Origin of the sequence: Sulfurirhabdus autotrophica (assembly GCF_004346685.1) — a bacterium.
Lineage (GTDB): Bacteria > Pseudomonadota > Gammaproteobacteria > Burkholderiales > SMCO01 > Sulfurirhabdus > Sulfurirhabdus autotrophica.
Genome location: NZ_SMCO01000009.1, coordinates 101,334 through 125,627, shown reverse-complemented (window position 1 = coordinate 125,627; position 24,294 = coordinate 101,334). Strand labels below are relative to the sequence as shown.

The 24,294-nt window shown below is 48.1% G+C and carries 23 protein-coding genes; 21 read left to right on the top strand and 2 right to left on the bottom strand.

Annotation, left to right across the window (positions count from 1 at the left end; translation table 11 throughout):
• Positions 1-526 precede the first annotated feature (526 nt).
• The 17 genes from glyA to EDC63_RS10490 all read left to right on the top strand — a co-directional run bounded on the left by glyA (position 527) and on the right by EDC63_RS10490 (position 15,704).
• Complete coding sequence (gene glyA / locus EDC63_RS10570; RefSeq protein WP_124946700.1) at positions 527-1,777, top strand: serine hydroxymethyltransferase; 1,251 nt, start codon at positions 527-529, stop codon at positions 1,775-1,777.
• A gap of 74 nt (positions 1,778-1,851) precedes the next feature.
• Entirely contained in the window at positions 1,852-2,301 is a 450-nt protein-coding gene (gene nrdR, locus EDC63_RS10565) for a transcriptional regulator NrdR (RefSeq protein WP_124946701.1), read from the top strand.
• Positions 2,302-2,305: 4 nt separating this feature from the next.
• Positions 2,306-3,394: a bifunctional diaminohydroxyphosphoribosylaminopyrimidine deaminase/5-amino-6-(5-phosphoribosylamino)uracil reductase RibD gene (gene ribD / locus EDC63_RS10560; RefSeq protein WP_124946702.1), complete on the top strand. Its 1,089-nt coding sequence runs from the start codon at positions 2,306-2,308 to the stop codon at positions 3,392-3,394.
• Between the two features lie 28 nt (positions 3,395-3,422).
• On the top strand, positions 3,423-4,028 hold the full coding sequence (locus tag EDC63_RS10555) for a riboflavin synthase (protein ID WP_124946703.1): 606 nt from the start codon (positions 3,423-3,425) through the stop codon (positions 4,026-4,028).
• Between the two features lie 19 nt (positions 4,029-4,047).
• Entirely contained in the window at positions 4,048-5,157 is a 1,110-nt protein-coding gene (ribBA, locus tag EDC63_RS10550; protein WP_124946704.1) for a bifunctional 3,4-dihydroxy-2-butanone-4-phosphate synthase/GTP cyclohydrolase II, read from the top strand.
• A 6-nt stretch (positions 5,158-5,163) separates the two neighbouring features.
• Complete coding sequence (ribH, locus tag EDC63_RS10545; protein ID WP_124946705.1) at positions 5,164-5,631, top strand: 6,7-dimethyl-8-ribityllumazine synthase; 468 nt, start codon at positions 5,164-5,166, stop codon at positions 5,629-5,631.
• On the top strand, positions 5,628-6,110 hold the full coding sequence (gene nusB / locus EDC63_RS10540; protein WP_124946706.1) for a transcription antitermination factor NusB: 483 nt from the start codon (positions 5,628-5,630) through the stop codon (positions 6,108-6,110). Before ribH ends, nusB begins: the two co-directional genes overlap by 4 nt.
• 60 nt (positions 6,111-6,170) lie before the next feature.
• Complete coding sequence (thiL, locus tag EDC63_RS10535; protein WP_124946707.1) at positions 6,171-7,124, top strand: thiamine-phosphate kinase; 954 nt, start codon at positions 6,171-6,173, stop codon at positions 7,122-7,124.
• Complete coding sequence (locus tag EDC63_RS10530) at positions 7,108-7,605, top strand: phosphatidylglycerophosphatase A family protein (protein WP_124946708.1); 498 nt, start codon at positions 7,108-7,110, stop codon at positions 7,603-7,605. The genes thiL and EDC63_RS10530 overlap by 17 nt, the downstream gene beginning before the upstream one ends.
• Positions 7,593-8,111: a CinA family protein gene (locus EDC63_RS10525; RefSeq protein WP_306307887.1), complete on the top strand. Its 519-nt coding sequence runs from the start codon at positions 7,593-7,595 to the stop codon at positions 8,109-8,111. Before EDC63_RS10530 ends, EDC63_RS10525 begins: the two co-directional genes overlap by 13 nt.
• 64 nt (positions 8,112-8,175) lie before the next feature.
• The gene (gene recA / locus EDC63_RS10520) at positions 8,176-9,207 is read left to right on the top strand and encodes a recombinase RecA (protein ID WP_124946709.1); all 1,032 of its coding nucleotides are present in this window, start codon (positions 8,176-8,178) and stop codon (positions 9,205-9,207) included.
• A complete protein-coding gene (recX, locus tag EDC63_RS10515; protein ID WP_124946710.1) occupies positions 9,200-9,649 on the top strand; it encodes a recombination regulator RecX in 450 nt (149 codons plus the stop codon). The genes recA and recX overlap by 8 nt, the downstream gene beginning before the upstream one ends.
• A gap of 95 nt (positions 9,650-9,744) precedes the next feature.
• Positions 9,745-12,339: an alanine--tRNA ligase gene (gene alaS, locus EDC63_RS10510; protein WP_124946711.1), complete on the top strand. Its 2,595-nt coding sequence runs from the start codon at positions 9,745-9,747 to the stop codon at positions 12,337-12,339.
• Positions 12,340-12,670: 331 nt separating this feature from the next.
• Positions 12,671-13,153, top strand: coding sequence for a hypothetical protein (locus EDC63_RS10505; protein ID WP_124946712.1), 483 nt, complete (start codon positions 12,671-12,673; stop codon positions 13,151-13,153).
• Positions 13,154-13,192: 39 nt separating this feature from the next.
• Positions 13,193-13,807, top strand: a complete 615-nt coding sequence (locus EDC63_RS10500) for a hypothetical protein (protein WP_124946713.1) — start codon at positions 13,193-13,195, stop codon at positions 13,805-13,807.
• Between the two features lie 244 nt (positions 13,808-14,051).
• Positions 14,052-14,579, top strand: a complete 528-nt coding sequence (locus EDC63_RS10495) for a hypothetical protein (RefSeq protein ID WP_124946714.1) — start codon at positions 14,052-14,054, stop codon at positions 14,577-14,579.
• A gap of 27 nt (positions 14,580-14,606) precedes the next feature.
• Positions 14,607-15,704, top strand: coding sequence for a DUF2235 domain-containing protein (locus EDC63_RS10490; protein WP_124946715.1), 1,098 nt, complete (start codon positions 14,607-14,609; stop codon positions 15,702-15,704).
• A 109-nt stretch (positions 15,705-15,813) separates the two neighbouring features.
• Here the strand turns inward: EDC63_RS10490 and EDC63_RS10485 are convergent, their stop codons facing one another.
• On the bottom strand, positions 15,814-17,190 hold the full coding sequence (locus EDC63_RS10485; protein ID WP_132920929.1) for a phosphomannomutase/phosphoglucomutase: 1,377 nt from the start codon (positions 17,188-17,190) through the stop codon (positions 15,814-15,816).
• A 343-nt stretch (positions 17,191-17,533) separates the two neighbouring features.
• Positions 17,534-18,934, bottom strand: a complete 1,401-nt coding sequence (gene thrC / locus EDC63_RS10480; protein ID WP_124946716.1) for a threonine synthase — start codon at positions 18,932-18,934, stop codon at positions 17,534-17,536.
• A 380-nt stretch (positions 18,935-19,314) separates the two neighbouring features.
• Between thrC and urtA the strand changes: the two genes are divergently transcribed.
• The 4 genes from urtA to urtD all read left to right on the top strand — a co-directional run bounded on the left by urtA (position 19,315) and on the right by urtD (position 24,292).
• Positions 19,315-20,574, top strand: a complete 1,260-nt coding sequence (gene urtA, locus EDC63_RS10475) for an urea ABC transporter substrate-binding protein (protein WP_124946717.1) — start codon at positions 19,315-19,317, stop codon at positions 20,572-20,574.
• Positions 20,575-20,755: 181 nt separating this feature from the next.
• Entirely contained in the window at positions 20,756-22,375 is a 1,620-nt protein-coding gene (gene urtB / locus EDC63_RS10470; protein ID WP_124946718.1) for an urea ABC transporter permease subunit UrtB, read from the top strand.
• Position 22,376: 1 nt separating this feature from the next.
• Positions 22,377-23,465: an urea ABC transporter permease subunit UrtC gene (urtC, locus tag EDC63_RS10465; protein WP_124946719.1), complete on the top strand. Its 1,089-nt coding sequence runs from the start codon at positions 22,377-22,379 to the stop codon at positions 23,463-23,465.
• Complete coding sequence (gene urtD, locus EDC63_RS10460) at positions 23,462-24,292, top strand: urea ABC transporter ATP-binding protein UrtD (protein WP_124946720.1); 831 nt, start codon at positions 23,462-23,464, stop codon at positions 24,290-24,292. The genes urtC and urtD overlap by 4 nt, the downstream gene beginning before the upstream one ends.
• The last annotated feature ends 2 nt before the right edge of the window (positions 24,293-24,294 follow it).

Here is a 24,294-nt window from a genome sequence, read left to right as displayed (position 1 = left end):
CTTCGCTGATTCGAGAACGGCAATAATATCTATTTTTATTAATCATCTTAGGAAGTTAGCACACTTTAAAACGTGCTTAACTTCCTAAGACCCTATTTTTATTGTAATTATGTCAATGTAATTAATTGATTCTATATGCTAATTATTTTACCTGCAAGCTTAAGGGTGAAACTAACCCATTTCAGATTTTAAGCGGGTGCCAACGCAATGTAGGTCACTAAAGTGAATAGGTATTTGCTCTGGAGGAAATGTTGAGTGTTTGTTCTTGGCGCGTTAAAAACTGACAGGGCTGGTTTGAATTGCTGCTACGCGCCATGTTGACCACCATGGTTAAAATTAAAAGACACCGTGAGAATGCCAGCCCTTTTAACTTTTAGCTGCAGTTCCTGACTGGCTGTATAGCTTTTTACCATTAATGATCAAGTAAGCCTGTTAAAGGTAGAATCTTCCTGAAAATATTTCCATGCAACATTCCCCCTGCGGCATGATAAAATACTCCTTTTTCAGTTTTTTGGAACCCTTTACTATGTTCAGCGCACAACAGACCATTAAAAGCTTTGATCCCGAATTGTGGAGGGCAATGGAGGATGAACGTCAGCGTCAGGAAGATCATATTGAACTGATCGCATCTGAAAACTATACTAGCTGTGCGGTGATGGAAGCTCAGGGTTCCGTGCTGACCAACAAATATGCTGAAGGGTATCCCGGCAAGCGTTATTACGGTGGCTGTGAATACGTCGATGTGGCGGAACAGTTGGCCATTGATCGCGTAAAAGCGCTGTTTGGCGCTGAATACGCCAACGTGCAACCCCATTCCGGTTCGCAAGCCAATGCGGCGGTTTATTTCTCTGTGCTGAAGCCGGGCGATACCATTCTGGGTATGTCTCTGGCCCATGGCGGTCACTTGACTCATGGCGCGTCAGTGAATTTTAGCGGCAAAATCTATAATGCTGTGACATACGGTTTGCATCCGGAAACAGAAGCCATTGATTATGATGAAGTAGAACGCCTGGCTTTGGAGCACAAGCCCAAGATGGTTGTGGCTGGTGCATCTGCTTATTCTCTGGTCATTGACTGGAAACGTTTTCGCGCAATTGCGGATAAAGTGGGCGCTTATTTATTTGTGGATATGGCGCACTATGCTGGCCTGATTGCTGCAGGTATGTACCCAAGCCCTGTGGGTATTGCTGATTTTGTGACCAGCACCACCCATAAAACCCTGCGCGGACCGCGCGGTGGGATTATTCTGGCGAAGATTGAACATGAAAAAGCCTTGAATTCGGCTATTTTCCCTGCGACCCAGGGTGGTCCGCTGATGCACGTCATTGCGGCCAAGGCGATTGCATTCAAAGAAGCGGCCAGCCCAGAGTTCAAACTTTACCAGGAACAGGTGATCGATAACGCCCGCGTAATGGCAAAAGTGTTGCAGGAGCGTGGTTTGCGTATTGTTTCCGGCCGTACAGATTCACATTTGTTCCTGGTAGACCTGCGTTCAAAGAATATTACCGGTAAGGAAGCTGAAGCTGCTTTGGGACTGGCGCATATCACAGTGAATAAGAACGCGATTCCAAACGATCCGCAAAAGCCGTTTGTCACCAGTGGTATCCGCATTGGTACGCCAGCCATGACAACACGTGGCTTCAGGGAAATTGAAGCGGAGCAGCTATCCAATCTGATCGCCGATGTGCTGGATGCGCCAACAGATGAAGCTGTTCTGGCTCGCGTGGCAAAGGAAGTAACCGCTATGTGTGCCAGGTTCCCGGTTTACGGTGCTTGATTTTAATCGCGGACTAACCGTGTGTTGTCGAATCACCAAATGAAAATATTATGTGCAGTGTGGATTAACCGCATATGAAATGCCCATTTTGTGGCGATGTCGACACACAGGTGATTGACTCCCGCGTTAGCGAGGAAGGCGATAGCATACGCCGTCGTCGTCGCTGCACGGCCTGCAATAAGCGATTTACCACCTATGAGACGGCTGAGTTGCGCATGCCGCAAATCGTCAAACAGAATGGGAATCGCGAAGAATTTACCCGGGATAAATTGCGCACCAGCTTTATGCGCGCCCTGCATAAACGACCGGTTTCTACAGAACTGGTCGATGCGGCAATAGAGCGGATTTACCAGAAAGTACTAAGTCTGGGTGAGCGCGAATTGCCCTCGCTGCAGATTGGTGAAATGGTTATGCACGAGTTACACAAACTGGATAAGGTGGCTTATATCCGTTTTGCGTCTGTTTATCGCAGTTTTAAAGATGTCGATGATTTCCGGGATGTCATCCGGGATCTGGATAAATAAAGCCATGTTTTCCGCAGCCGATTACGATTACATGGCACGCGCATTACGTTTGGCAGAGAAAGGACTTTTTGGTACCAGCCCGAACCCGCGTGTAGGGTGCGTGATTGTTCAGGGCGGTAACATCGTGGGAGAGGGATGGCATGAGCGTGCCGGTACCCCCCATGCAGAGGTACATGCGCTACGCGCAGCAGGGAATGCAGCAGAGGGTGCTACCGCCTATGTAACACTGGAGCCTTGCAGCCATCACGGGCGGACACCGCCTTGCGCTGATGCGCTGATTGGAGCGAAGGTGGACCGTGTGGTAGTCGCCATGCAGGACCCTAACCCGCTGGTAGCAGGACAGGGCTTGGCAAAATTGCAAGCAGCAGGCATTCAGGTGGAATCCGGTTTGCTGGAAATGCAAGCGCAGGAACTGAATATTGGTTTTGTTTCGCGCATGACGCGTCGGCGCCCCTGGGTGCGGTTAAAAACCGCGAGTAGCCTGGACGGCAAGACAGCTTTGAATAACGGTGCCAGCTTCTGGATTACAGGAGATGTGGCGAGACTGGATGTGCATCGGTTACGTGCCCGGTCTTGTGCGATTCTGACTGGTATTGGAACCGTGCTGGCAGATGACCCTAAAATGGATGTACGGGATGTGGAAACCTTTCGTCAGCCGTTAAGAATTGTGCTGGACAGTTCATTGCGCACGCCGCTTAATGCCAGAATTCTGACAACCGGCAAAACCCTGATTGTTGGTGCCATTGCAGACAAAGAGAAAATTGCCAGGCTGGAAAGCGCAGGCGCAGAGGTTTTGATTCTGCCGGATGCCTCAGGACGTGTGGATTTTCAGCATTTGCTGCGTGAATTGGCAGAACGTGAAGTGAACGAGTTAATGATAGAAGCAGGCTGTACCCTGAATGGTGCTTGGTTGAATGCAGGGCTGGTTGATGAATGGGTGATGTATACAGCGCCATTGTTGCTGGGAGATAAAGCCCGAGGTTTGTTTGCTTTGCCGGAATTAACGGAAATGACGCCACGGCGGGAAGTGACGATTCGGGATGTCACCATGGTTGGCCGGGATATTCGTATTCGCGCCCTGGTATCAAATTAATTGTGGTTTTGATTTGGATTTAAGTTAAATGTTTACAGGTATCATTCAAGCAGTAGGCAAAATTTCAAAAGCAGAGCCGCGCAAGCAGGATGTGCATATGACAATTGACGCGGGGGGAATGGACCTGTGCGATGTTGTCCTTGGGGATAGCATCGCAGTCAATGGCGTGTGCCTGACAGTGGTGGAATTGACAGAAAAATCCTTCATGGTGGATGTCTCCAAGGAGACACTGGATTGCACCATCGGTTTTGAAAAGAATTCAGCCGTCAATCTGGAAAAAGCATTGCGTTTGTCAGACAGGCTAGGTGGGCACTTGGTTAGTGGTCATGTTGACGGCGTTGGTGAGGTGGTCAAATTTGCTGCCGAAGGCGATTGTTACTTGCTGAAAATCAAGGCACCCCATGCTCTGGCCAAATATATTGCTACAAAGGGTTCTGTCACTATCAGCGGTGTCAGCCTGACAGTTAATCGCGTAGAAAGCGACACTTTCAGCATTAATTTGATCCCTCATACGCTGGAAATGACTAACCTGAAACACCTGCAAGCCGGTGCCAAAATCAATCTGGAAGTGGATATGATGGCGCGGTATGTAGAACGATTAACCAGTTATCAAGAACAGAATTTTCAAGACTAAACCATTCAAGAATAAACCTATGACAGTTAGCCCGATACAAGACATCATTGCCGACATTAAAGCCGGCAAAATGGTCATCCTGGTGGATGAGGAAGACCGCGAAAATGAGGGTGACCTCGTCCTTGCGGGTGAGTTTGTTACACCAGAACACATCAATTTCATGGCTAAATTCGGCCGTGGCCTGATTTGCCTGACTCTCACGGAAGATCATTGCCGACAACTGGATTTGCCGCTGATGGTGACGTCAAACCGCTCTCCTCATGGGACCAATTTCACACTTTCCATTGAAGCGGCTGAGGGTGTAACTACTGGTATTTCTGCGGCAGACCGTTCACGCACCGTACAGGCTGCGGTGGCTAGAAACGCAAAGCCATCGGATATCATACAGCCAGGCCATATTTTTCCGCTAAAAGCGCAGCCCGGTGGTGTATTGGTGAGGGCTGGACATACAGAAGCCGGTTGCGATCTGGCTTATTTAGCCGGGCTCACTCCCGCTTCTGTTATCTGCGAAATTTTGAAAGACGATGGCAGCATGGCGCGCTTACCGGATCTGCTGGTATTCGCCAAGGAACATGATCTGAAAATCGGCACGATTGCTGATTTGATTCATTACCGCAACCAGACGGAGTCATTGGTAGAACGTGCGGTAGAGCGTCCTTTACAAACCGTTTATGGTGAATTCAAACTGATTGCCTACCGCGATAAAATGGCCCATGAAACCCATCTGGCGTTGGTTAAAGGCGATATTCAGCCAGAAAATGAAACGCTGGTGCGAGTGCACGAACCCCTTTCAGTGATTGACTTGCTGGATATTACCGGCGGGCAACATTCGTGGGGGGTGCATCAAAGCATGCAGGCAATCTCGAAAGCAGAAAGCGGTGTGATCGTGTTCCTGCATCGGCCTGAATCTGCAGCAGAATTGCTGGAACGTGCTAAACCCGCGGCATCAGGGTTAAAATCTGTATCAAAAGTGGATTTGCGCAATTATGGTATCGGTGCGCAGATTTTGAAAGATTTGAATGTGAAGAAAATGCGCCTGCTGGCAGTGCCCCGCAAAATGCCGAGCATGACCGGATTTGATCTGGAAGTGACTGGCTATTTACAGCCCCAAGATGCTAATAAGGAATAATGAATTATGGCGAAGTACGACGATATAATTGAAACAGAAAGAAATCTGGACGGTACGGGGCTCAAAGTGGGCCTTGTCATGAGCCGTTTTAACATCGATGTGTGTGAAGGTTTGCTGGGTGCTTGCACTGAGGAATTGATCAAGTTGGGCGTAGCTCAGAAAGATATTACTTTGGTCACCGTACCGGGTGCATTGGAAATCCCGCTGGCGCTACGAAAAATGGCCCACAGTGGGAAATTCGATGCGCTGGTTGCGCTGGGTGCAGTCATCCGAGGCGAGACTTACCATTTTGAACTGGTTGCCAATGAATCCGGTAATGGCGTAACGCGTATTCAGCTAGACACGGGCGTGCCCATTGCCAATGCCATACTCACTACCGAAACAGATGAACAGGCTCTGGAACGGATGAGCATCAAAGGGAAAGAAGCGGCAATGGTAACCATTGAAATGGCCAACTTGTTGAAACAGCTATGAGTACCAGTAAGGTTAAATCTGGCGGTCCCAAAAAAAGCCGCCGCCTGTCCCGTGAATTTGTCCTCAAGGGATTGTACCAGCGTGAGTTAGGTGGGGATGCGTTTGAACTCATCGAAAAACACTTGCAGGAAGACACAGACTTCAAAAAAGCAGATGAAGTGCATTTTGCAGCACTGCTAAAAGGGGTGATTGCCCAGGCAGAAGCGCTTGAAGCGCAAATTTCCCCGCTGATTGACCGACCCATTACTGAACTCAGCCCGATTGAACGGGCTATCCTGAAGCTGGCTACGTACGAGCTCGTTAATCATCTGGAAATTCCCTATCGCGTAGTGATTAATGAAGCGGTAGAACTGGCTAAGTCTTATGGCGGTACAGATGGCTATAAATACGTGAATGGTGTGATGGATAAACTGGCCGCGAAAGTGCGGGCAGTAGAAGTCAATGCAAATTCATCATCACAACGACCAAGAGGTAAATAGATAGCCTTTTTCTTGAGCTGCTGTTTGTCTCTGTTTTTCCTGCAGTAAATTGATTCTTCTATGGCCTCAGAATTCGATCTGATTCATCGTTATTTCACCCGACCTGCTCCCAGCGCAATACTGGGCGTGGGAGATGATGCGGCCCTGATTCAGCCATCCCCCGGCATGGTGCTGGCGGTGGCTGCTGATATGCTAGTGGCAGGCCGCCATTTTTCCTATTCTGATAAAGCTGAAACGGTTGGCCATAAGTCTCTGGCGGTGAACTTGTCCGATATGGCAGCGATGGGTGCTACTCCTCGCTGGGCGTTGCTTTCTCTGGCGATTAAAGACGCGGACGAGGCATGGTTGCAGGGTTTTAGCGAGGGTTTTTTCGCATTGGCGCAGCAGTTTGGTGTAGAACTGATTGGCGGCGATACCACAAGCGGGCCACTCAATCTTTCTGTGCAGATCATGGGGGAAGTGCCACCAGGACAGGCATTACGCCGTGACGGTGCACAAGTTGGTGATGAAATCTGGGTGTCCGGCACACTGGGCGATGCAGCGCTGGGGTTAGCCAATATGCAACAGCGGCTGGTATTGACGCCAGCCGAAGCGGTGGCTTGTATGGCAGCTTTGCATATGCCGCAACCGCGTGTGACATTAGGTTTGGCGCTGCGCGGAATGGCGACAGCAGCAATCGATATTTCTGACGGGTTGTTAGCGGATTTAGGGCATATTCTGGAGCGCTCAAACGTGGCTGCGGAAATTGAATTTGACCGATTGCCCGCCTCAGAAATCATGCGTCACCATATTGAAAATGCAACAGCACAGCAATGCTTGCTGGCCGGGGGCGATGATTATGAATTGTGCTTTACCGTTCCAGCGGCACTGCATCAGAAAGTGAGCGCGTTATCCAAAAAGCTGGATTTGCCATTAACGTGTATTGGTAGCATAAAGGCAGGAAACGAACTGACGCTGCTTAAAGCCGGTAAGTACATGCTTTTCACAGTGAAAGGGTTTGATCACTTTGCCTAAAACACCCAATTGGCGCTTTATTTCAAGCCATCCCGCTTATTTTCTAGCTTTCGGGTTTGGTAGTGGGTTAAGCCCCTTTGCGCCGGGAACAGCCGGCTCGTTGGCCGCTTTTCCTTTGTATTTCTTGTTAATGCCATTGCTGGGTCAAACCATGATGCTGGTTGCACTGGTAGCCGCATTTATCATGGGTATCTGGTTTTGTGATAAAACCGGCAGAGCGCTTGGTGTGGCAGATCATGGTGGTATAGTCTGGGATGAAATAGTGGCCTTCATGCTCATACTGCTGTTTGTGCCGCAAACCCTATTCTGGTTTGGCGTCGCATTTGGATTATTTCGCTTGTTTGATATCTGGAAGCCCTTCCCCATCCGTTATTTTGATACCCGGATTAAAAACGGATTTGGCGTCATGCTGGATGATTTGCTCGCAGCAGCATATGCCTTGATTGTTTTGCAAGGTTTGTTATGGTTATGGACGAAATGAAAACGATAGACGAGAAAATGCTTTTTGCTTTATCGGAACAAGTAGGTAATTCGCTGAAACAGCGCGGGTTGATGCTGGTAACCGCCGAATCCTGCACCGGTGGCTGGGTGGGGGAAGAGGTGACCGCGATACCGGGTAGTTCACACTGGTATGATCGGGGATTTATTACTTACACGAATACTGCAAAAGAGGAAATGCTGGGGGTTTCTAGAAAAACACTGGAAGCATTTGGTGCCGTAAGTGAAAAAACCGTTTCAGAGATGGTAACGGGCGCACTTAAAAACAGCCATGCCCAAATCGGGTTGGCTATCAGCGGCATTGCAGGCCCAGGAGGTGCAACACCCACCAAACCCCTGGGTACGGTGTGTCTGGCCTGGGGAACCAAAGGGGGGGAGGTGAAAAGTGTTACCCGGCAGTTTGACGGAGATCGGCAGCAAGTACGTGCTCAGGCAGTAGCAGCGGCGCTGACAGGCGTGCTGGAATTATTACAAGAAATTGGGGCATAAACCCGTCATTTAAGTTGTGACAAACTTATGCCATAATCCTCAAGTTATTTAAAGGAATACATGAATGGATGAGAATAAAAGTAAAGCACTAGCGGCAGCGCTTTCGCAGATTGAAAAACAGTTCGGCAAAGGCTCTATCATGCGCCTTGGCGATAATGATGTGGTTAAAGATATTCAGGTTGTTTCTACCGGATCCCTTGGTCTGGATATCGCGCTGGGTGTAGGTGGCTTGCCACGTGGCCGTGTTGTGGAAATTTACGGCCCGGAATCTTCCGGTAAAACGACGCTGACTTTACAAGTGATTGCAGAAATGCAAAAACTGGGTGGTACTGCCGCTTTTATCGATGCAGAACATGCGCTAGATCCGCAGTACGCACAAAAACTGGGTGTTAACGTTGCTGATCTGCTGATTTCTCAACCAGACACCGGTGAACAGGCACTTGAAATTGCCGATATGCTGGTGCGCTCTGGTTCAGTAGATATCGTGGTTGTCGACTCGGTAGCTGCACTGACACCTAAAGCTGAAATTGAAGGCGAAATGGGTGATTCACACATGGGTCTGCAAGCACGTCTGATGTCACAAGCCCTGCGCAAGTTGACCGGAAATATCAAACGTACCAATACACTGGTGATTTTCATTAACCAGATTCGTATGAAAATTGGTGTGATGTTTGGTAATCCTGAAACCACAACTGGTGGTAACGCACTTAAATTTTATGCTTCTGTGCGCCTTGATATTCGCCGTACAGGCGCGATCAAAAAGGGTGAAGAAGTCGTTGGCTCTGAAACCCGCGTTAAAGTGGTTAAAAATAAAGTGGCGCCACCCTTCAAGCAGGCAGAGTTTGATATTCTTTACGGCGAAGGCATTTCCCGCGAAGGTGAAATTCTGGAGCTGGGCGTAGCGCACAAACTGGTTGAAAAAGCAGGCGCGTGGTATAGCTATAAGGGCGAGAAAATTGGCCAGGGCAAAGATAACTCACGGGAATATCTGAAAGAACACAAGGATATTGCACTTGAGATTGAAGCCAAAGTACGCGCAGCAGTGGGCGTAAATGGCGTGCCAGCAACAGTTGATCCAGATACCGTGGATGCCTGAACCAAGTTTGCGTGCTCGCGCGATGAGTTTTCTCACGCGGCGCGAATACGCACGGGCTGAGCTCTACCGTAAGTTGTTGCCGTATGCAGAAGACCGTGAAAGCCTGGAAAGTTTGCTGGATGATTTGAAAGCCCGTGGCTGGTTATCTGAACAGCGCTTTGTCGAGCAGATTGTCCATGCCCGACAAGGCAAATACGGTAGCTTGCGTGTAGCTAACGAATTGCGTGAAAAAGGTGTGGCTGAAGAACTGATTGGCGCGGCTTTAGTGCAGGTAAAAGAAGGTGAGCTTGAAACGGCCCGTGCGATCTGGCAAAGAAAATTCAGAAATCCTCCTGCAGATGCCAAAGAAAGGGCCAAGCAGATGCGGTTTCTGCAAAGCCGGGGATTCAACATGGGAACAATACGCCGTGTCATGCAAGGTAATGGGGATGAAGATGAGTAACGATTGAACCATCTTGAGAAAATCCGGCCTGTTAAGTAAATGGATAGCTTAGTGCAACCAATGCATACAAGAATTTGATATTTAGGAAAGCAATAATGAAAAGCAGTGAAATTCGACAGAAGTTTCTTGATTACTTTGCTAGCCATGGTCACACCATTGTGCCATCGAGCCCGCTTGTGCCAGGCAATGACCCCACATTGCTTTTCACTAATGCCGGAATGGTGCAATTCAAAGATGCGTTCCTGGGGCGTGATAACCGTGCCTATGTTCGCGCTACCAGCTCTCAGCGCTGTGTAAGGGCCGGTGGTAAGCACAATGATCTGGAAAATGTCGGATATACCGCCCGTCATCACACCTTTTTTGAAATGCTGGGCAATTTCAGCTTTGGTGATTATTTTAAGCGTAATGCCATTCAATATGCCTGGGAATTTCTGACCAAAGAACTGAATATCCCTGCAGAAAAACTGTGGGTGACAGTGTATGTCGAAGACGATGAAGCTGCTGATATCTGGCTGAATGAAATCGGTGTACCCGCTGATCGTTTGGCGCGTATTGCCGGTAGCGATAACTTCTGGCAAATGGGTGACACTGGACCATGTGGCCCTTGTACCGAAATTTTCTACGACCACGGCCCGGATGTGGCAGGTGGTCCACCCGGAACAGCAGATGCAGATGGCGATCGCTATATTGAAATCTGGAATCTGGTGTTCATGCAGTACAACCGTGATGAATCCGGTACGCTGAACCCGCTGCCCAAGCCTTCCGTAGATACCGGAATGGGACTTGAGCGTATTTCTGCTGTTATGCAGCATGTACACAGCAACTACGATATTGATCTGTTCCAGGATTTGATCAAGGCAGCAGCACGGGAAACCGGCGCAAAAGATCTTGCCAACAATTCCCTTAAAGTGATTGCCGATCATATTCGCGCATGTTCATTCCTGATTACCGATGGCGTGATTCCGGGTAATGAAGGCCGTGGCTACGTGTTGCGCCGTATTATTCGCCGTGCTATTCGGCATGGTTACAAACTGGGCCAAAAACAGCCGTTTTTCCACCTGTTGGTAGAAGATCTGGCTAAAGCCATGGGTGTGGCATACCCGGAACTGGTAGAGGCGAAAGAGCGCGTTATCAGTGTGTTGAAGCAAGAAGAAGAGCGTTTTGCCGAAACACTGGAACACGGCATGGGCGTGTTGGAAACGGCCATGAAGAGCGAAGACAAAATGCTGGATGGCGAAACGGTTTTCAAACTGTACGATACATTTGGCTTCCCGTTGGACCTGACAGCAGACGTCGCACGGGAGCGTGGCATCACCGTTGATTTTGCCGGTTTTCAGAATGCCATGCAGATGCAGCGTGAGCGCGCACGTGCTGCCTCAAAATTCACCATGAAAGGCGGTGTGGAGTTTGATGGGCAAGCGACCGAGTTTTTCGGTTATGACACATTGCATGTGGATGGTCATATTCTGGCTATCTACAAAGAAGGCACGCAGGTAAATAGTATCGATGTCGGCGATATGGCCGTGATTGTGCTGGATCGTACACCGTTTTACGCTGAGTCTGGCGGGCAGGTAGGCGATTGCGGAGAAATAGCCTCTAGCGGTGGGACGTTCACGGTAGAAGATACCCAGAAAATTCAGGCAGAAGTCTTTGGGCATAAAGGCGTTCTGAAGACCGGTAAGCTGTCCGTAGGCGATACTGTGCAAGCCCAGGTAGATGCGGCGGCTCGCAGCCGTGCTGCGTATAACCACTCCGCCACACATTTGCTGCATTCTGCGCTGCGTAAAGTGCTGGGCAGCCATGTATCGCAAAAAGGATCGCTGGTTGATCAATCGCGCACCCGTTTTGACTTTGTGCACAATGAGCCCGTTACGGCCGATCAGATCAAGCAGATTGAAGAACTGGTCAATCAGGAAATTCGCCGCAACGTGGCAGTAGAAACCCGCTTGATGAAACACGATGAAGCCATCAAGCATGGCGCTATGGCACTGTTTGGTGAAAAGTATGGCGACGAAGTGCGCGTGGTAGGCATGGGCGACTTCTCAACTGAATTGTGTGGTGGTACACACGTTAAACGCAGTGGTGATATTGGTCTGTTCAAAATCATTTCTGAATCAGGTGTAGCTGCAGGTATTCGCCGGGTAGAAGCCGTTACCGGACCGGGTGCGCTGGAGTATGTGCAGCAACAGCAGCAGCAATTGCAGGACGTAGCTGCGTCACTCAAAGCATCTCCACAGGAAATCACCCAGAAGATCGGCCAGATCATGGATAACGTCAAGAGTCTGGAAAAAGAACTCTCCCGACTCAAATCCAAATTAGCTGCGTCACAGGGTGACGATCTGGCAGGCAGTGCAGTGGAGGTATCAGGGGCTAAAGTACTGGCAGTCGCCATTGACGGTGCTGATGCCACTGCCCTGCGTGAAACCATGGATAAACTGAAGGATAAACTGAAATCCTGTGCCGTAGTTCTGGCTTCCACAGAAGGCGGTAAAGTCACCCTGATTGCTGGTGTGACGCAGGATCTGACTGCTAAGGTGAAAGCAGGTGAACTGGTCAACTTTGTAGCCCAGCAAGTGGGTGGAAAAGGCGGTGGACGTCCGGATATGGCGCAAGCTGGTGGAACCGAACCGGCTAAATTGCCCCAGGCTTTGGCTGGGGTTGCAGAGTGGGTGAAGGGTAAGATGGCCTGATAGATTATTGCAATCTAAAAGCCGGGCAGGAGAAAATCCTGCCCGGCTTTTTTTTGCAACAAAGATATATAGTGAATGACTTCTGGTTTACTTCCCATGTTATGTGAAGTGTTATGTGAAGTGTAGGGTGTCAATAAACAAAGCGCATTTCGTCTGATGTTTTGCTACTTGGTGCTTCCACAGCGAATTTTATTTCGTTTGGCACAATAACGTGCACCCTATGTTGGCAGTTTTACGCCAACAACTGTATATTGATGCATATGGCATTTTGTGACAAGTTAAGCGACATTTTTTCTAAGATTGTTAGGTCTTGTTTAAATTCAGAGGTTTTATGCAGTTATTTGAAGTCCAACATTCCGAATTCAGAGAGCAGCGATTGACAGTAGAAGCTGCAGGTTGGTTTCGTGGGCCACGACTATTGCTCAATGGAAATATCGTGCCAAGGCAGAAAGGGTGCTACAAGGTTAAGTCAGACTCTGGAGCTGAGACTACACTTAGACTAAAATACAACTATCTGGACCCAATCCCGAAAATCAAAATAGGCGAGGAGGTGATTGAACTCGCCAGCTCGTTGAAATGGTACGAGTACGTATGGATGAATATTCCCATTGTCTTGATGTTTATTGGCGGTGCAATTGGTGGTCTTGTTGGTGCGTTGGGCGCAAATGCAAGTGGCAAGATTTTCAGAAGTGATCGTGGTGCAGTTGCGAAATACGGGTTTTCAGCACTCATAACGCTAGGTGCGTTTATCGCCTACGTTATACTGCCACGGTATTTCAGTTACTCATCGGTGCTATGCATAAATGAGACCTAAACGGCAAATAGCCGTAGCACCTTAATCAACGGAGGAAACATGAGCACATCAATGCTGGCTAGTCGCGCTGAATCCCTAAATGCAAAAGTCGGTGCCGTCACTTTGGCTGTGGCTGCCTTCATGACGCTGCTGCTGTCTCACATCGACACTTCTCTCGCGCCCCTGCGTATTTTGACGCTCACTGTTGCGGCGTTTGCTGCCTGGGCGTTTTGCGATGAAATGGGCCTGAGAAAACCGCTGAATCGAGCAGGCTTTATCTTCTTCACCATTGCGGCGATAACCAAAGTACAAATCTCGCTTGGTATCGCAACAGAGTTTGCAGGACGTTACTATCTCCTGTACGCGGCATTCTTGTTGCTTGCAGTGCTTTTTTGGTCAATCGCCCTCCTTCACCGCCAGCGAGAGCTGAAAGTGATCGGCGCTGTTGGCGTTATTGCGACTTTGGCACCTATTGCAGCAATCATCGTAGGCCACATCGTAGTCGGCCTTGGGGCTGCTCTCGGGGTTGGATCCATGCTTGCTGCAACGGGAGGCGGCCCACTAACCAACCTCAGCTTTGTCACAATGGTTGAACGCATTTTTGGTCTCTGGGGTTATGTGGCTGCCTGGCTCCTATGGAGAGGGCATATAGTTAATAAATCCCATGTGCAGTAGTGTCGAATGGTAAGCCGAAGTCACTCAGCATCTATTCCGTCATGCACCTTCAAACTAACTGGTTGGGCAAAGGTTACTCAAGGCATCACACCGGGTCCGAAGACACAATATTGTCGTTAGCATAGTAGGCCAAAAGCACGCAACTCGACTTGTCCCATAAACAATAAATTCGTATACCAACTTGTAAATATCAACTTGCAATGCATAATTAACTGAGATCGCAGTAAAAATTATGCAAACAAGCATGCCAAAAATATCCACATGGAAGACAAAGAATTTGCTTAAAAATACCATGAAATGGCTGTTTTCATTTTTTGTGTTAATGGTAATCACCTCTTGCGCCTCCAGTCCGAAAGTTGTTGATCATGCTTTCGGTTTCGATATGCGTAAAGACGGCCAGGATGCTGTTGTGCTGGATTACCGGTACGGGGGTTCGAATTTGCCGATTAGAGCGCCGGAGTGGGCTGTGAAAGAAGGTAAAACCTTTGCGTCCAATGGGGTGCAAGGCTCCATGAATAAGGGCGAGTTTCTGTATGTAAAATGGCGTAATACAACCACGGGTAAAGTGTATGAGGATACTGTTGATCTCCGGCAACGTTTACCTGCCGACATTACTAATCACACTATTTATTTTATGATTCATGGGGCACAGCTGTATGTGTATCTGATTTCACCAGAAAATGCGGCGAAATCATCAGATAAAGCTGACTATGGGCCGCGCGTTTATCGCAACCGGAAAATCATCACTATTTATCCGGATCATCTGAACTAACCGCTAAATCTAAAAAGGAATGTTGCCATGCCTATTGAAATTGATCTGAATGCGACGCAAAGACAAGATAGCCTGGATTACAACCTTGAGATGTGTAAGAAAATGATTGAGGGCGCGGTAGAGGGAGCTATTCCTAAAGGCCAGTTTGTTTATTTTGCCGCATTTGATGGCACGAACAATGATAAGAACAATGTGCATAAACCAGAACAACAAACCAATGTTGCTCAATTGTGGGAACAGTATGAAGTCGCGATGGGGGAAGCTGGGAATGAAGGTCTCCACGGGAGGTATTTTCCAGGCCTGGGTACAGAGGGAAAGCCGTTTACGGAATCCTGGTACCCTGCAGCTGTGACAGCGGGGGTGGTTAAAACAGCGGAAGATGCTTATAAAGACTTTGGCGTACAAGCCTCTGACTGGCTCAAGGATAATCCGGATGCACCAGTGTCTGTAGCACTGACTGGATTTAGTCGTGGTGTAGCTTCAGCAGCAATATTCAGTCAGTTGTTGTATAAAAATGGATTGGTTGATTTAACCGGTAAGGTCCTGATTGAACCGGGTAAGGTGATGGTAAAGGCAGGCGTACTTTTTGATCCAGTTGCAACGGGCGTTAAAGGAAATATGGCCTTCCCGCCCAACGTTAAAAATTGTGTGGCTATCAAGGCCCTGAATGAATATAGAAAATTGTTTTTGGCCATAGATTATTCGAAGCAGGCGGATATTGTGACTACCCTGAGGATGTATGGCAACCATTGTGATGTGGGTGGGGGATATGATAACGGCTTTGGAGCGCTAACCTTGCAGGCTGCCACGCAGTTTCTTCAGAAATCAGGGTTGCCTGTGGCGGATGTGCCACCTGGCCGTGAACGCGAAAACGCGCTCGATAAGTTTGTCATCCATAGTGAACAATTTGATAAGCGTCATGTCCTTAATTCTGATGACCCATTGAATTATCAGCTCTGGGAAGTCACCAATAGCGTTGGATGGGGTTATTATGTGGAAGGTACTTTTAAGTACCCGGACAAACGTTTATTTGATGAGAATGTGGTAGTGACACCGGCTTATGGACTGGATGCTTCAGGGAGGCGAAGTTTTACGCTCTACAGTGGGGAAGTAATCAAGGTTTAACGGCAATTGAATGTCAATATACCGCGTGGCACCCTGATCTCTTCTGCGAGGGATAAGAAGCTGGAATTGTAACTTGTTACTGGCTGCTTTTAGCCCTCACGTACACCGTTTAAAACGGCAATAATGCCTCCGGCGCAGCTGCTTTCAACACTTTGCGGAAATCATCCTGAATGTGTTTCAGTGCGGCTTCGTTATCCCCCTCAAAACGCAGCACGATCACCGGTGTAGTGTTCGATGCGCGCATCAGGCCAAAACCCTCTGCATATTCCACGCGTAATCCATCGATGGTATTAATTTCTTTTGGGTTGTCGAATTTCGCGGATTTTTGCAGTCTCTCTATCAGGGCGTAGTTTTCACCTTCCTGCAGTTTGATCTGAAGTTCGGGTGTGTTTACGGTATCGGGCAAACCGTGCAATGTGGCATTGATATCTGCCTGTTTGCTTAGAAATTCGAGCAATCGCGCACCGGCATAAAGGCCGTCATCAAAACCATACCAGCGCTCTTTGAAGAAAATATGACCGCTCATTTCACCTGCCAGCAACGCGCCGCTTTCTTTCATTTTGGCTTTGATGAAAGAGTGGCCGGTTTTCCATAAAGTTGGCTTGCCACCACGGCTTCTGATCCAGTCAAACAGATTGCGTGTGGATTTAACATCGAAGATGATTTCCGCGCCCGGATTACGGGAGAGCACATCTTCCGCAAATATCATTAGCTGGCGGTCTGGAAAAATGATTCTGCCATCTTTGGTGACTACGCCCAAACGGTCACCATCACCGTCAAAAGCCAGGCCGATTTCTGCGTCGCTGGATTGTAGCTTTGCGATCAGGTCTTTCAGGTTTTCGGGTACGGAGGGATCGGGATGGTGGTTAGGGAAATTACCATCTACTTCGCAAAACATTTCGGTGACTTCACATCCCAGTTTGCGGTAAAGGGTAGGGGCAAAAGCGCCGGGTACCCCATTGCCACAATCCACAATGATTTTCATCGGGCGGGCTAGCTTGATATCGCCGGTGATACGATCGATGTATTCATCGTCAATAGCGTGCTGGCTGTACTGTCCGTTGCCAGTTGCCAGATCGTTGTTTTCAATGCGTGTGCGCAGCGCCTGAATAGTGTCGCCGGATAGTGTTTCGCCGCCCAGTACCATTTTCAGGCCATTGTAATCCGGAGGGTTGTGGCTGCCTGTTACCATCACGGCTGAATTGGTATTGAGCTGGTACGCTGCGAAGTAGGTCATGGGGGTAGCCACCATACCTAAATCAATGACATCAATGCCGCTTTTCTGAATGCCACGTGCCAGCGCTGCAGCCAGATCAGGGCCGGATAATCTGCCATCACGTCCGATAACAATGGCAGTTTGCTTGCGGGCAACTGCTTCAGAGCCTATGGCATGGCCGATTGCTTCAACAATTTCAGGTGTCAGAGATTTGCCAACAATTCCGCGAATATCGTAGGCTTTGAAAATTTCCTTGGGTAGTTGCGTCATCTTATTCCTTGTTTACACTTTATTAAATTCGGAATATCCAGAAAAATGGATTCTGTGCTTACATTTTCCGAAATGTCATTTTACACATCAGCCGGTCGCAAACGGAATCTACGCCTCTTTTTGTCAAAATGGTTGACCGCAGAGGCGCGGAGGCGCTGAGAAGGCAGAAAGTATTCTCTCTGTTCAGTGACACTTAGTTAAATGGGTGTCATTGGCAGTTCAGCACCTCTAGCCAAACATCATCGTTTTTCTCAGCGTCTCTGCGCCTCTGCGGTGAATGCGATTTAATATGTAACTTTACATGCGCTTCAAACAGATCGAAATACCATGCTGGCAGCATTTGTCAGGAATGCGCAACGATAAATTGCTTTACCACTGCTGCATCTACAGGCATTACCTCAAAGCGTTGCGGCAATTTTTCCAGATTTTCCAAACCAGCAGGACGTTCGGCATGACGGCCTAGTGCTTCAAAGATGGTTTCGTCAAACTTGGCGGGTAATGCGGTTTCCAGACAGACCATAGGGATGCCTGCTTCGCGATGCTCCAGACCCACTTTCACGCCGTCTGCGGTGTGTGTGTCGATCATGGTCTGGTATTGCTGATACACCTTGCGGATGGTCTCCAGACGATTTTGATGACTGCTTGAGCCGGATTCGAAGCCAAAGTCTTTAACCTTGGCAAAATATGGGGTTTTGCTTAAATCAAAACTGCCGCCTGTTTCCACTTGTTGCCAGAGATCTTTGAGAATTTTCGGGTCGCGCCCGACCAGGTCATAGACAAAACGCTCGAAGTTGGAAGCTTTCGAAATATCCATCGAAGGGCTGCTGGTATGTTCGGTTTGGGGGCGAGGGCGATACACGCCGGTGCGGAAAAACTCATCCAGTACATCGTTTTCGTTAGTGGCCACGATCAGCTTGTGGATGGGCAGTCCCATCTGTCTGGCGATGTGGCCAGCGCAGACATTGCCAAAGTTACCTGAAGGTACCGAGAATGAAACCTTCTCATCGTTATTTTCAGTCAGCGCGAAATAGGCTTTGAAGTAGTAAACTACCTGAGCAGTAACGCGCGCCCAGTTGATTGAATTCACTGCGCCGATCTTGTGTTTGGCCTTGAAATCCAGATCGTTGGATACCGCTTTGACAATATCCTGACAGTCATCAAACACCCCTTCGGCGGCGATATTAAAAATGTTAGGGTCTTGCAGAGAGAACATCTGTGCAGTCTGGAACGGGCTCATCTTGCCTTTGGGCGAAAGCATGAACACGCGCACACCTTTTTTGCCGCGCATGGCGTACTCTGCGGCGCTGCCTGTATCGCCCGAGGTGGCACCAAGAATATTCAGTTCCGCGTTTTCTTTTGCCAGTACGTACTCGAACAGATTGCCGAGAAGTTGCATGGCCACGTCTTTAAACGCCAGTGTCGGGCCATAGGATAAGCCGAGCAGATGGACACCCGGTTCCAGTGTTTTGACTGGTGTAATGTCGTCCGAGCCGAATACTTCAGCAGTATAGGTTTTGTCGATAATTGTTTTGAGATCGGCCGCGGGAATGTCGTCAGCAAAGCGGCGTAATACTTCAAATGCCAGCTCGCGGTAATTCATGCTGCGCATTGCAGCCAGTTCATCCGTCGAAAGCGTTGGATAAACTTCAGGAATAGTCAGGCCGCCATCCGTAGCGAGGCCGCCGAGCAGGATTTCGGTAAATGTCTTGGGTGGCATTCCGCCGCGGGTACTGAGGTATTTCATGGGTTTCTCAATTATTTAAGATCTGAAAGTATGTCCAGGTTTCAACTCTAAACAAGCGGAACATCCTGATGTATTAAGTGGATGCATTCAAAACGCACTATTTTACAGCAATAGAATGTATTTCTGATGAAATTTCACTCACGCCCTAATTTGGTGCATTTGAGTGAGTGGCCGCACGAGTCTGGTGCTGATTCAGAATAATAGGATATTGCCTACCTATACTTTTTTTATATAACACTATGATTTTAATGTATTTCAATTATTTAATAATATTATGCAATGCATATGGCCCTGATATTGCTAAGTCATAAGTACCAGCGTATGAAAGTTGGATGCGGAATTTTCTGAAACGTGGCTTTAATAATATCAAGGGGCTAAAAATGCAACGACGAAATTTTTTGAAGAAAGCAGTTGTGACAGCATCACTGGCAGCAATCGGCACATTGAGTGGATTAGCGTTTGCAGGTGACAAGGATCCAATCAAAGTCGGGATTTTGCATTCACTTTCCGGCACGATGGCCATTTCTGAAACTTCGCTGAAAGATATGGCATTAATGACGATTGATGAAATCAATGCAAAAGGTGGCGTGTTAGGCAGAAAGCTGGAACCGGTTGTGGTTGACCCAGCATCAAATTGGCCGCTTTTCGCTGAAAAGGCGCGTCAGCTGGTTTCAAAAGATAAAGTTGCTGTGACGTTTGGTTGCTGGACTTCGGTTTCACGTAAATCAGTTTTACCTGTGTATGAAGAATTGAACGGTTTGCTGTTCTACCCAGTGCAATATGAAGGGGAAGAGCTTTCACAAAATGTATTCTATACCGGTGCTGCTCCCAATCAGCAGGCAATCCCCGCAGTTGAATACATGATGAGCAAGGATGGTGGTAGTGCAAAGCGCTTTTTCTTGCTAGGTACTGACTATGTGTATCCACGTACAACGAACAAAATTCTGCGTGCATTCCTGAAGTCCAAGGGCGTGGCTGACAAGGATATCGAGGAAGTATATACCCCGTTTGGTCATAGCGATTATCAGACCATTGTTGCGAACATCAAGAAGTTTGCTGCAGGGGGTAAAACCACGGTTATTTCAACCATCAACGGCGATTCTAATGTGCCTTTCTACAAGGAATTGGGTAATGCCGGTCTGAAGGCGACAGACGTCCCTGTTGTTGCGTTCTCGGTTGGTGAAGAAGAGTTGCGTGGTATCGACACGAAACCATTGGTGGGTCACCTGGCAGCTTGGAATTACTTCATGTCAGTCAAGAATCCTACAAATGATGCATTTATCAAGGATTGGAAAGCCTATGCCAAGAAGAAAAACCTGCCAAATGCTGACAAGGTTGTGACAAACGACCCAATGGAAGCAACGTATGTGGGTATTCATATGTGGGCGCAAGCCGTAGAAAAAGCCAAATCCACTGATGTCGATAAGGTTCGCAAGGCAATGGCTGGTCAGACCTTCAAGGCACCATCCGGCTTTACGCTCAAGATGGATGAAACCAATCATCACCTGCACAAGCCTGTCATGATTGGTGAAATTCAGGCAAATGGTCAGTTCCAGGTTGTATGGAAAACGAAGGGGCCGATCCGTGCTCAGCCTTGGAGCCCGTTCATTGCCGGTAATGAGAAAAAGCAGGGGCTTTAATAGTTTGGTTTTGCTTGCCTAAGTAACTTGCAAAAGGATGCGAAGAAAAGTTGTTTTTCTGAAAATGAAAGTTTAAAAATTATCCCTTTGCAATGGCAAACAAGACATGGCAGTTTTTGGTAGTTAATCGGAACCGGGGTTTTTTCCGGTTCCGTTCCCCTCACCTTACCGGGTAATTACAATGTCCAACAATAGCATGTTGAGATTCTTGCTCAATGCAGTTGTCTGCTGCACGATATTTTTAACGGCATCCGCTTTTGCAGCCGACGATTTATTTAATAAATTGGCTACGGGCGATAGTGATGAAAAAATCGTTGCCATCAATCAACTGGTTTCAACTGAACATCCTGCGGCCTTGCCTGTTTTACAAGCATTAAAAGATGGCGAACTGAATGTCACCGATAATGGTGTGCTGGTGATTATCAGTAATGAAGGCACACTCAATGCCCTGGATCATAGCGTTATAAATCCTGCACCGGAAAATGTCGAAGCGATCATGATCAATAACCGGATAAGAGGGGCGCTGGATGCTGCTTTGGCCACTCTGCAACTGGTTTCTGGTGAGAAAGAAAAACGTCTGGCTGCTGCAAATGAGTTGCTGGATAAAGCAGATATTAATTTGCTCCCTGCTATTCAAAAGGCATTGCTAAAAGAGAAAGATAAGGAAATAAAAGCCGCTTTAGGGCTGGTTGAAGCCAGTATTCAGTTAAAGGATGCGGATGTAAAAGTACGTCTAAAGGCGATAGGTATTCTGGCTGAGAGTGATCAGTCCAGCACCAGGACATTATTAAAGCCCTTTGTTGAAAGGCAAGCGGATGGCCAGTTTATAGAACCTGATGAAAGTGTGCGTGCCGCAGCAAAAGATGCACTGGCAAAAATCAAAAGCAGGTTGACCAGAATGGAATATCTGGGCAGGATTTTCAGTGGCATAAGTTTAGGCAGCATATTGCTCCTTGCCGCACTTGGTTTGGCTATTACCTACGGGTTGATGGGTGTCATCAACATGGCTCATGGCGAATTGCTGATGATTGGCGCTTACACAACTTTTCTGGTTCAGTTGTTTTTCAAACAGTATTTCCCTTCAAGCTTTGATGCCTACCTGATTGCGGCAGTGCCTGCTTCTTTTATTGTAGCGGCCATGGTAGGCATGTTGCTGGAGCGAACGGTTATCCGTCATTTGTATGGACGACCCTTGGAAACGTTGCTGGCTACATGGGGGATCAGTCTGCTATTGATTCAGACCGTACGAAATATTTTTGGTGCACAGAATGTGGAAGTGGTGAACCCAAGCTGGATGTCAGGCGGGATTGATATGGCCAGTAATCTGGTACTCCCTTATAACCGGATTGTGATCATCGGATTTGCCTTTTTTGTATTGCTGCTTGTCTGGCTGCTGTTAAACCGTACAAGACTCGGGCTGTTTGTGAGGGCGGTGACGCAGAACAGAAAAATGGCTGATTGTCTGGGCGTACCTACCCGCAATATTGATATGTGGACGTTTGGGCTGGGCTCCGGTATTGCAGGGTTAGGCGGGTGTGCATTATCCCAGATTGGTAACGTGGGCCCGGATCTGGGGCAAAGCTACATTGTGGATTCATTCATGGTGGTGGTATTGGGTGGCGTAGGGCAACTTGCAGGCACTGTTTCCGGGGCATTGGGTCTGGGTGTGCTGAACAAGTTTCTGGAACCATTCTCCGGCCCGGTAATGGCAAAAATTCTGATTTTACTATTCATCATCATATTTATTCAGCGTCGTCCTCAAGGCTTGTTTGCTTTGAAGGGCCGGGTAGTGGAGCACTAATATGTCTACAATTACAAAATTATATGGCGTAAAGGGTTGGCTGGCGTTGATCGTATTCGGCCTTGCCGTGCTGGTTGTTGTGCCTTTTCTTAATCTGGGATTGCCCGCTTCTCATTCCATGCACATTTCAGACTACACCGTATCGCTCATGGGAAAAATCATGTGTTATGCAGTGGTAGCCCTGGCCATGGATCTGATCTGGGGGTATGCCGGTATTCTCAGTCTGGGGCATGGGTTGTTTTTTGCTATGGGTGGATACGCAATGGGTATGTACCTGATGCGGATGATCGGAACAGAAGGGCAATATCATAGCCATTTGCCGGATTTCATGGTGTTTCTGGATTGGAAAGAGCTTCCCTGGTACTGGTTTGGATCTGACCATTTCTGGTTTGCCGCGCTGATGGTTGTAATGGTGCCGGGTGTGCTGGCATTTGTGTTTGGTTATTTTGCGTTCCGTTCACGAATCAAGGGTGTGTATTTTTCAATCATCACCCAGGCACTGACTTTTGCCTTCATGCTTTTGTTCTTCAGGAATGAAACAGGCTTTGGCGGCAATAACGGCTTTACGGATTTCAAGCGAATTCTGGGTTTTGCCTTGGCGGACTCGTCAACAAAAACAGGGCTATTTATGGCTACAGGTTTGTTTGTCATAATGGCTTTGCTGACTTCACGCTATATTGTGATATCCAAACTGGGGAGAGTGCTGGCAGCTATTCGTGATCATGAAAGCCGACTCATGTTCTGCGGTTATAACCCCCTTGGTTATAAACTCTTTGTCTGGACGTTTTCTGCCATTCTGTGCGGTATTGCAGGGGCGCTTTATGTGCCACAAGTGGGAATTATCAACCCTAGCGAAATGTCTCCGGCAAATTCAATCGAGATTGCCATCTGGGCAGCAGTAGGTGGACGCGGTACATTGATAGGTCCTTTGCTGGGAGCTGGGATTGTGAACGGAGCAAAAAGCTGGTTTACAGTTGCTTTCCCTGAATACTGGCTGTATTTCCTGGGGTTGCTGTTTGTCGGTGTCACCTTGTATATGCCTGCAGGCGTGGTGGGGTTGGTGCAGCAAATGAAAGCGAGGTTCAAATGAACGCAGAAGCAAAAAAAGAAAGGGATGGGTGGGATGATATAGGTAGCGGTCCTGGCAGGATTTTTAAGTCAGGAGAGCTGGATGTATCTCACGGACCTATTCTTTATCTGGACAGCATTTCAGTGAGTTTCGATGGTTTCAAGGCGCTTAATAATCTGAATCTGACAATTGAAGCGGGGGAGTTGCGCTGCATCATTGGCCCTAATGGTGCCGGAAAAACGACTATGATGGATGTGATAACGGGTAAAACACGGCAGGATTCGGGCACAGCGTTTTTTGGTCAGACAATCGATCTGACCAAGCTGACTGAACCGGAAATCGCCCACGCCGGTATTGGTCGTAAATTTCAGAAACCCAGTGTGTTTGAACACCATACCGTGTTTGAAAATCTGGAATTGGCCATGAAAACAGACAAGCGTGTCTGGCGCAGCCTGTTTGCAAAGTTGAGTGGCGAGGAAAAAAGCCGTATTGAAGAAATTCTGGCGTTGATCAAGTTATCTGATAAAGCTAATTTGCCAGCTGGATTACTTGCCCACGGTCAGAAACAATGGCTGGAAATCGGCATGCTGTTGATGCAAGAACCTAAATTACTGCTTTTGGATGAACCTGTTGCCGGAATGACGGATTTCGAAACGGAACGTACAGCTGAATTACTGAATGAACTTGCCGGCCAGCATTCTATTGTGGTGGTTGAACATGATATGGAATTTGTAGGGGCGATCGCGCGAACAGTTACGGTGCTGCACGAAGGCAGCGTTCTCGCTGAGGGGAGCATGGACAAAGTGCAGAATGATGAACGGGTAATTGAAGTGTATCTGGGGCGCTAATC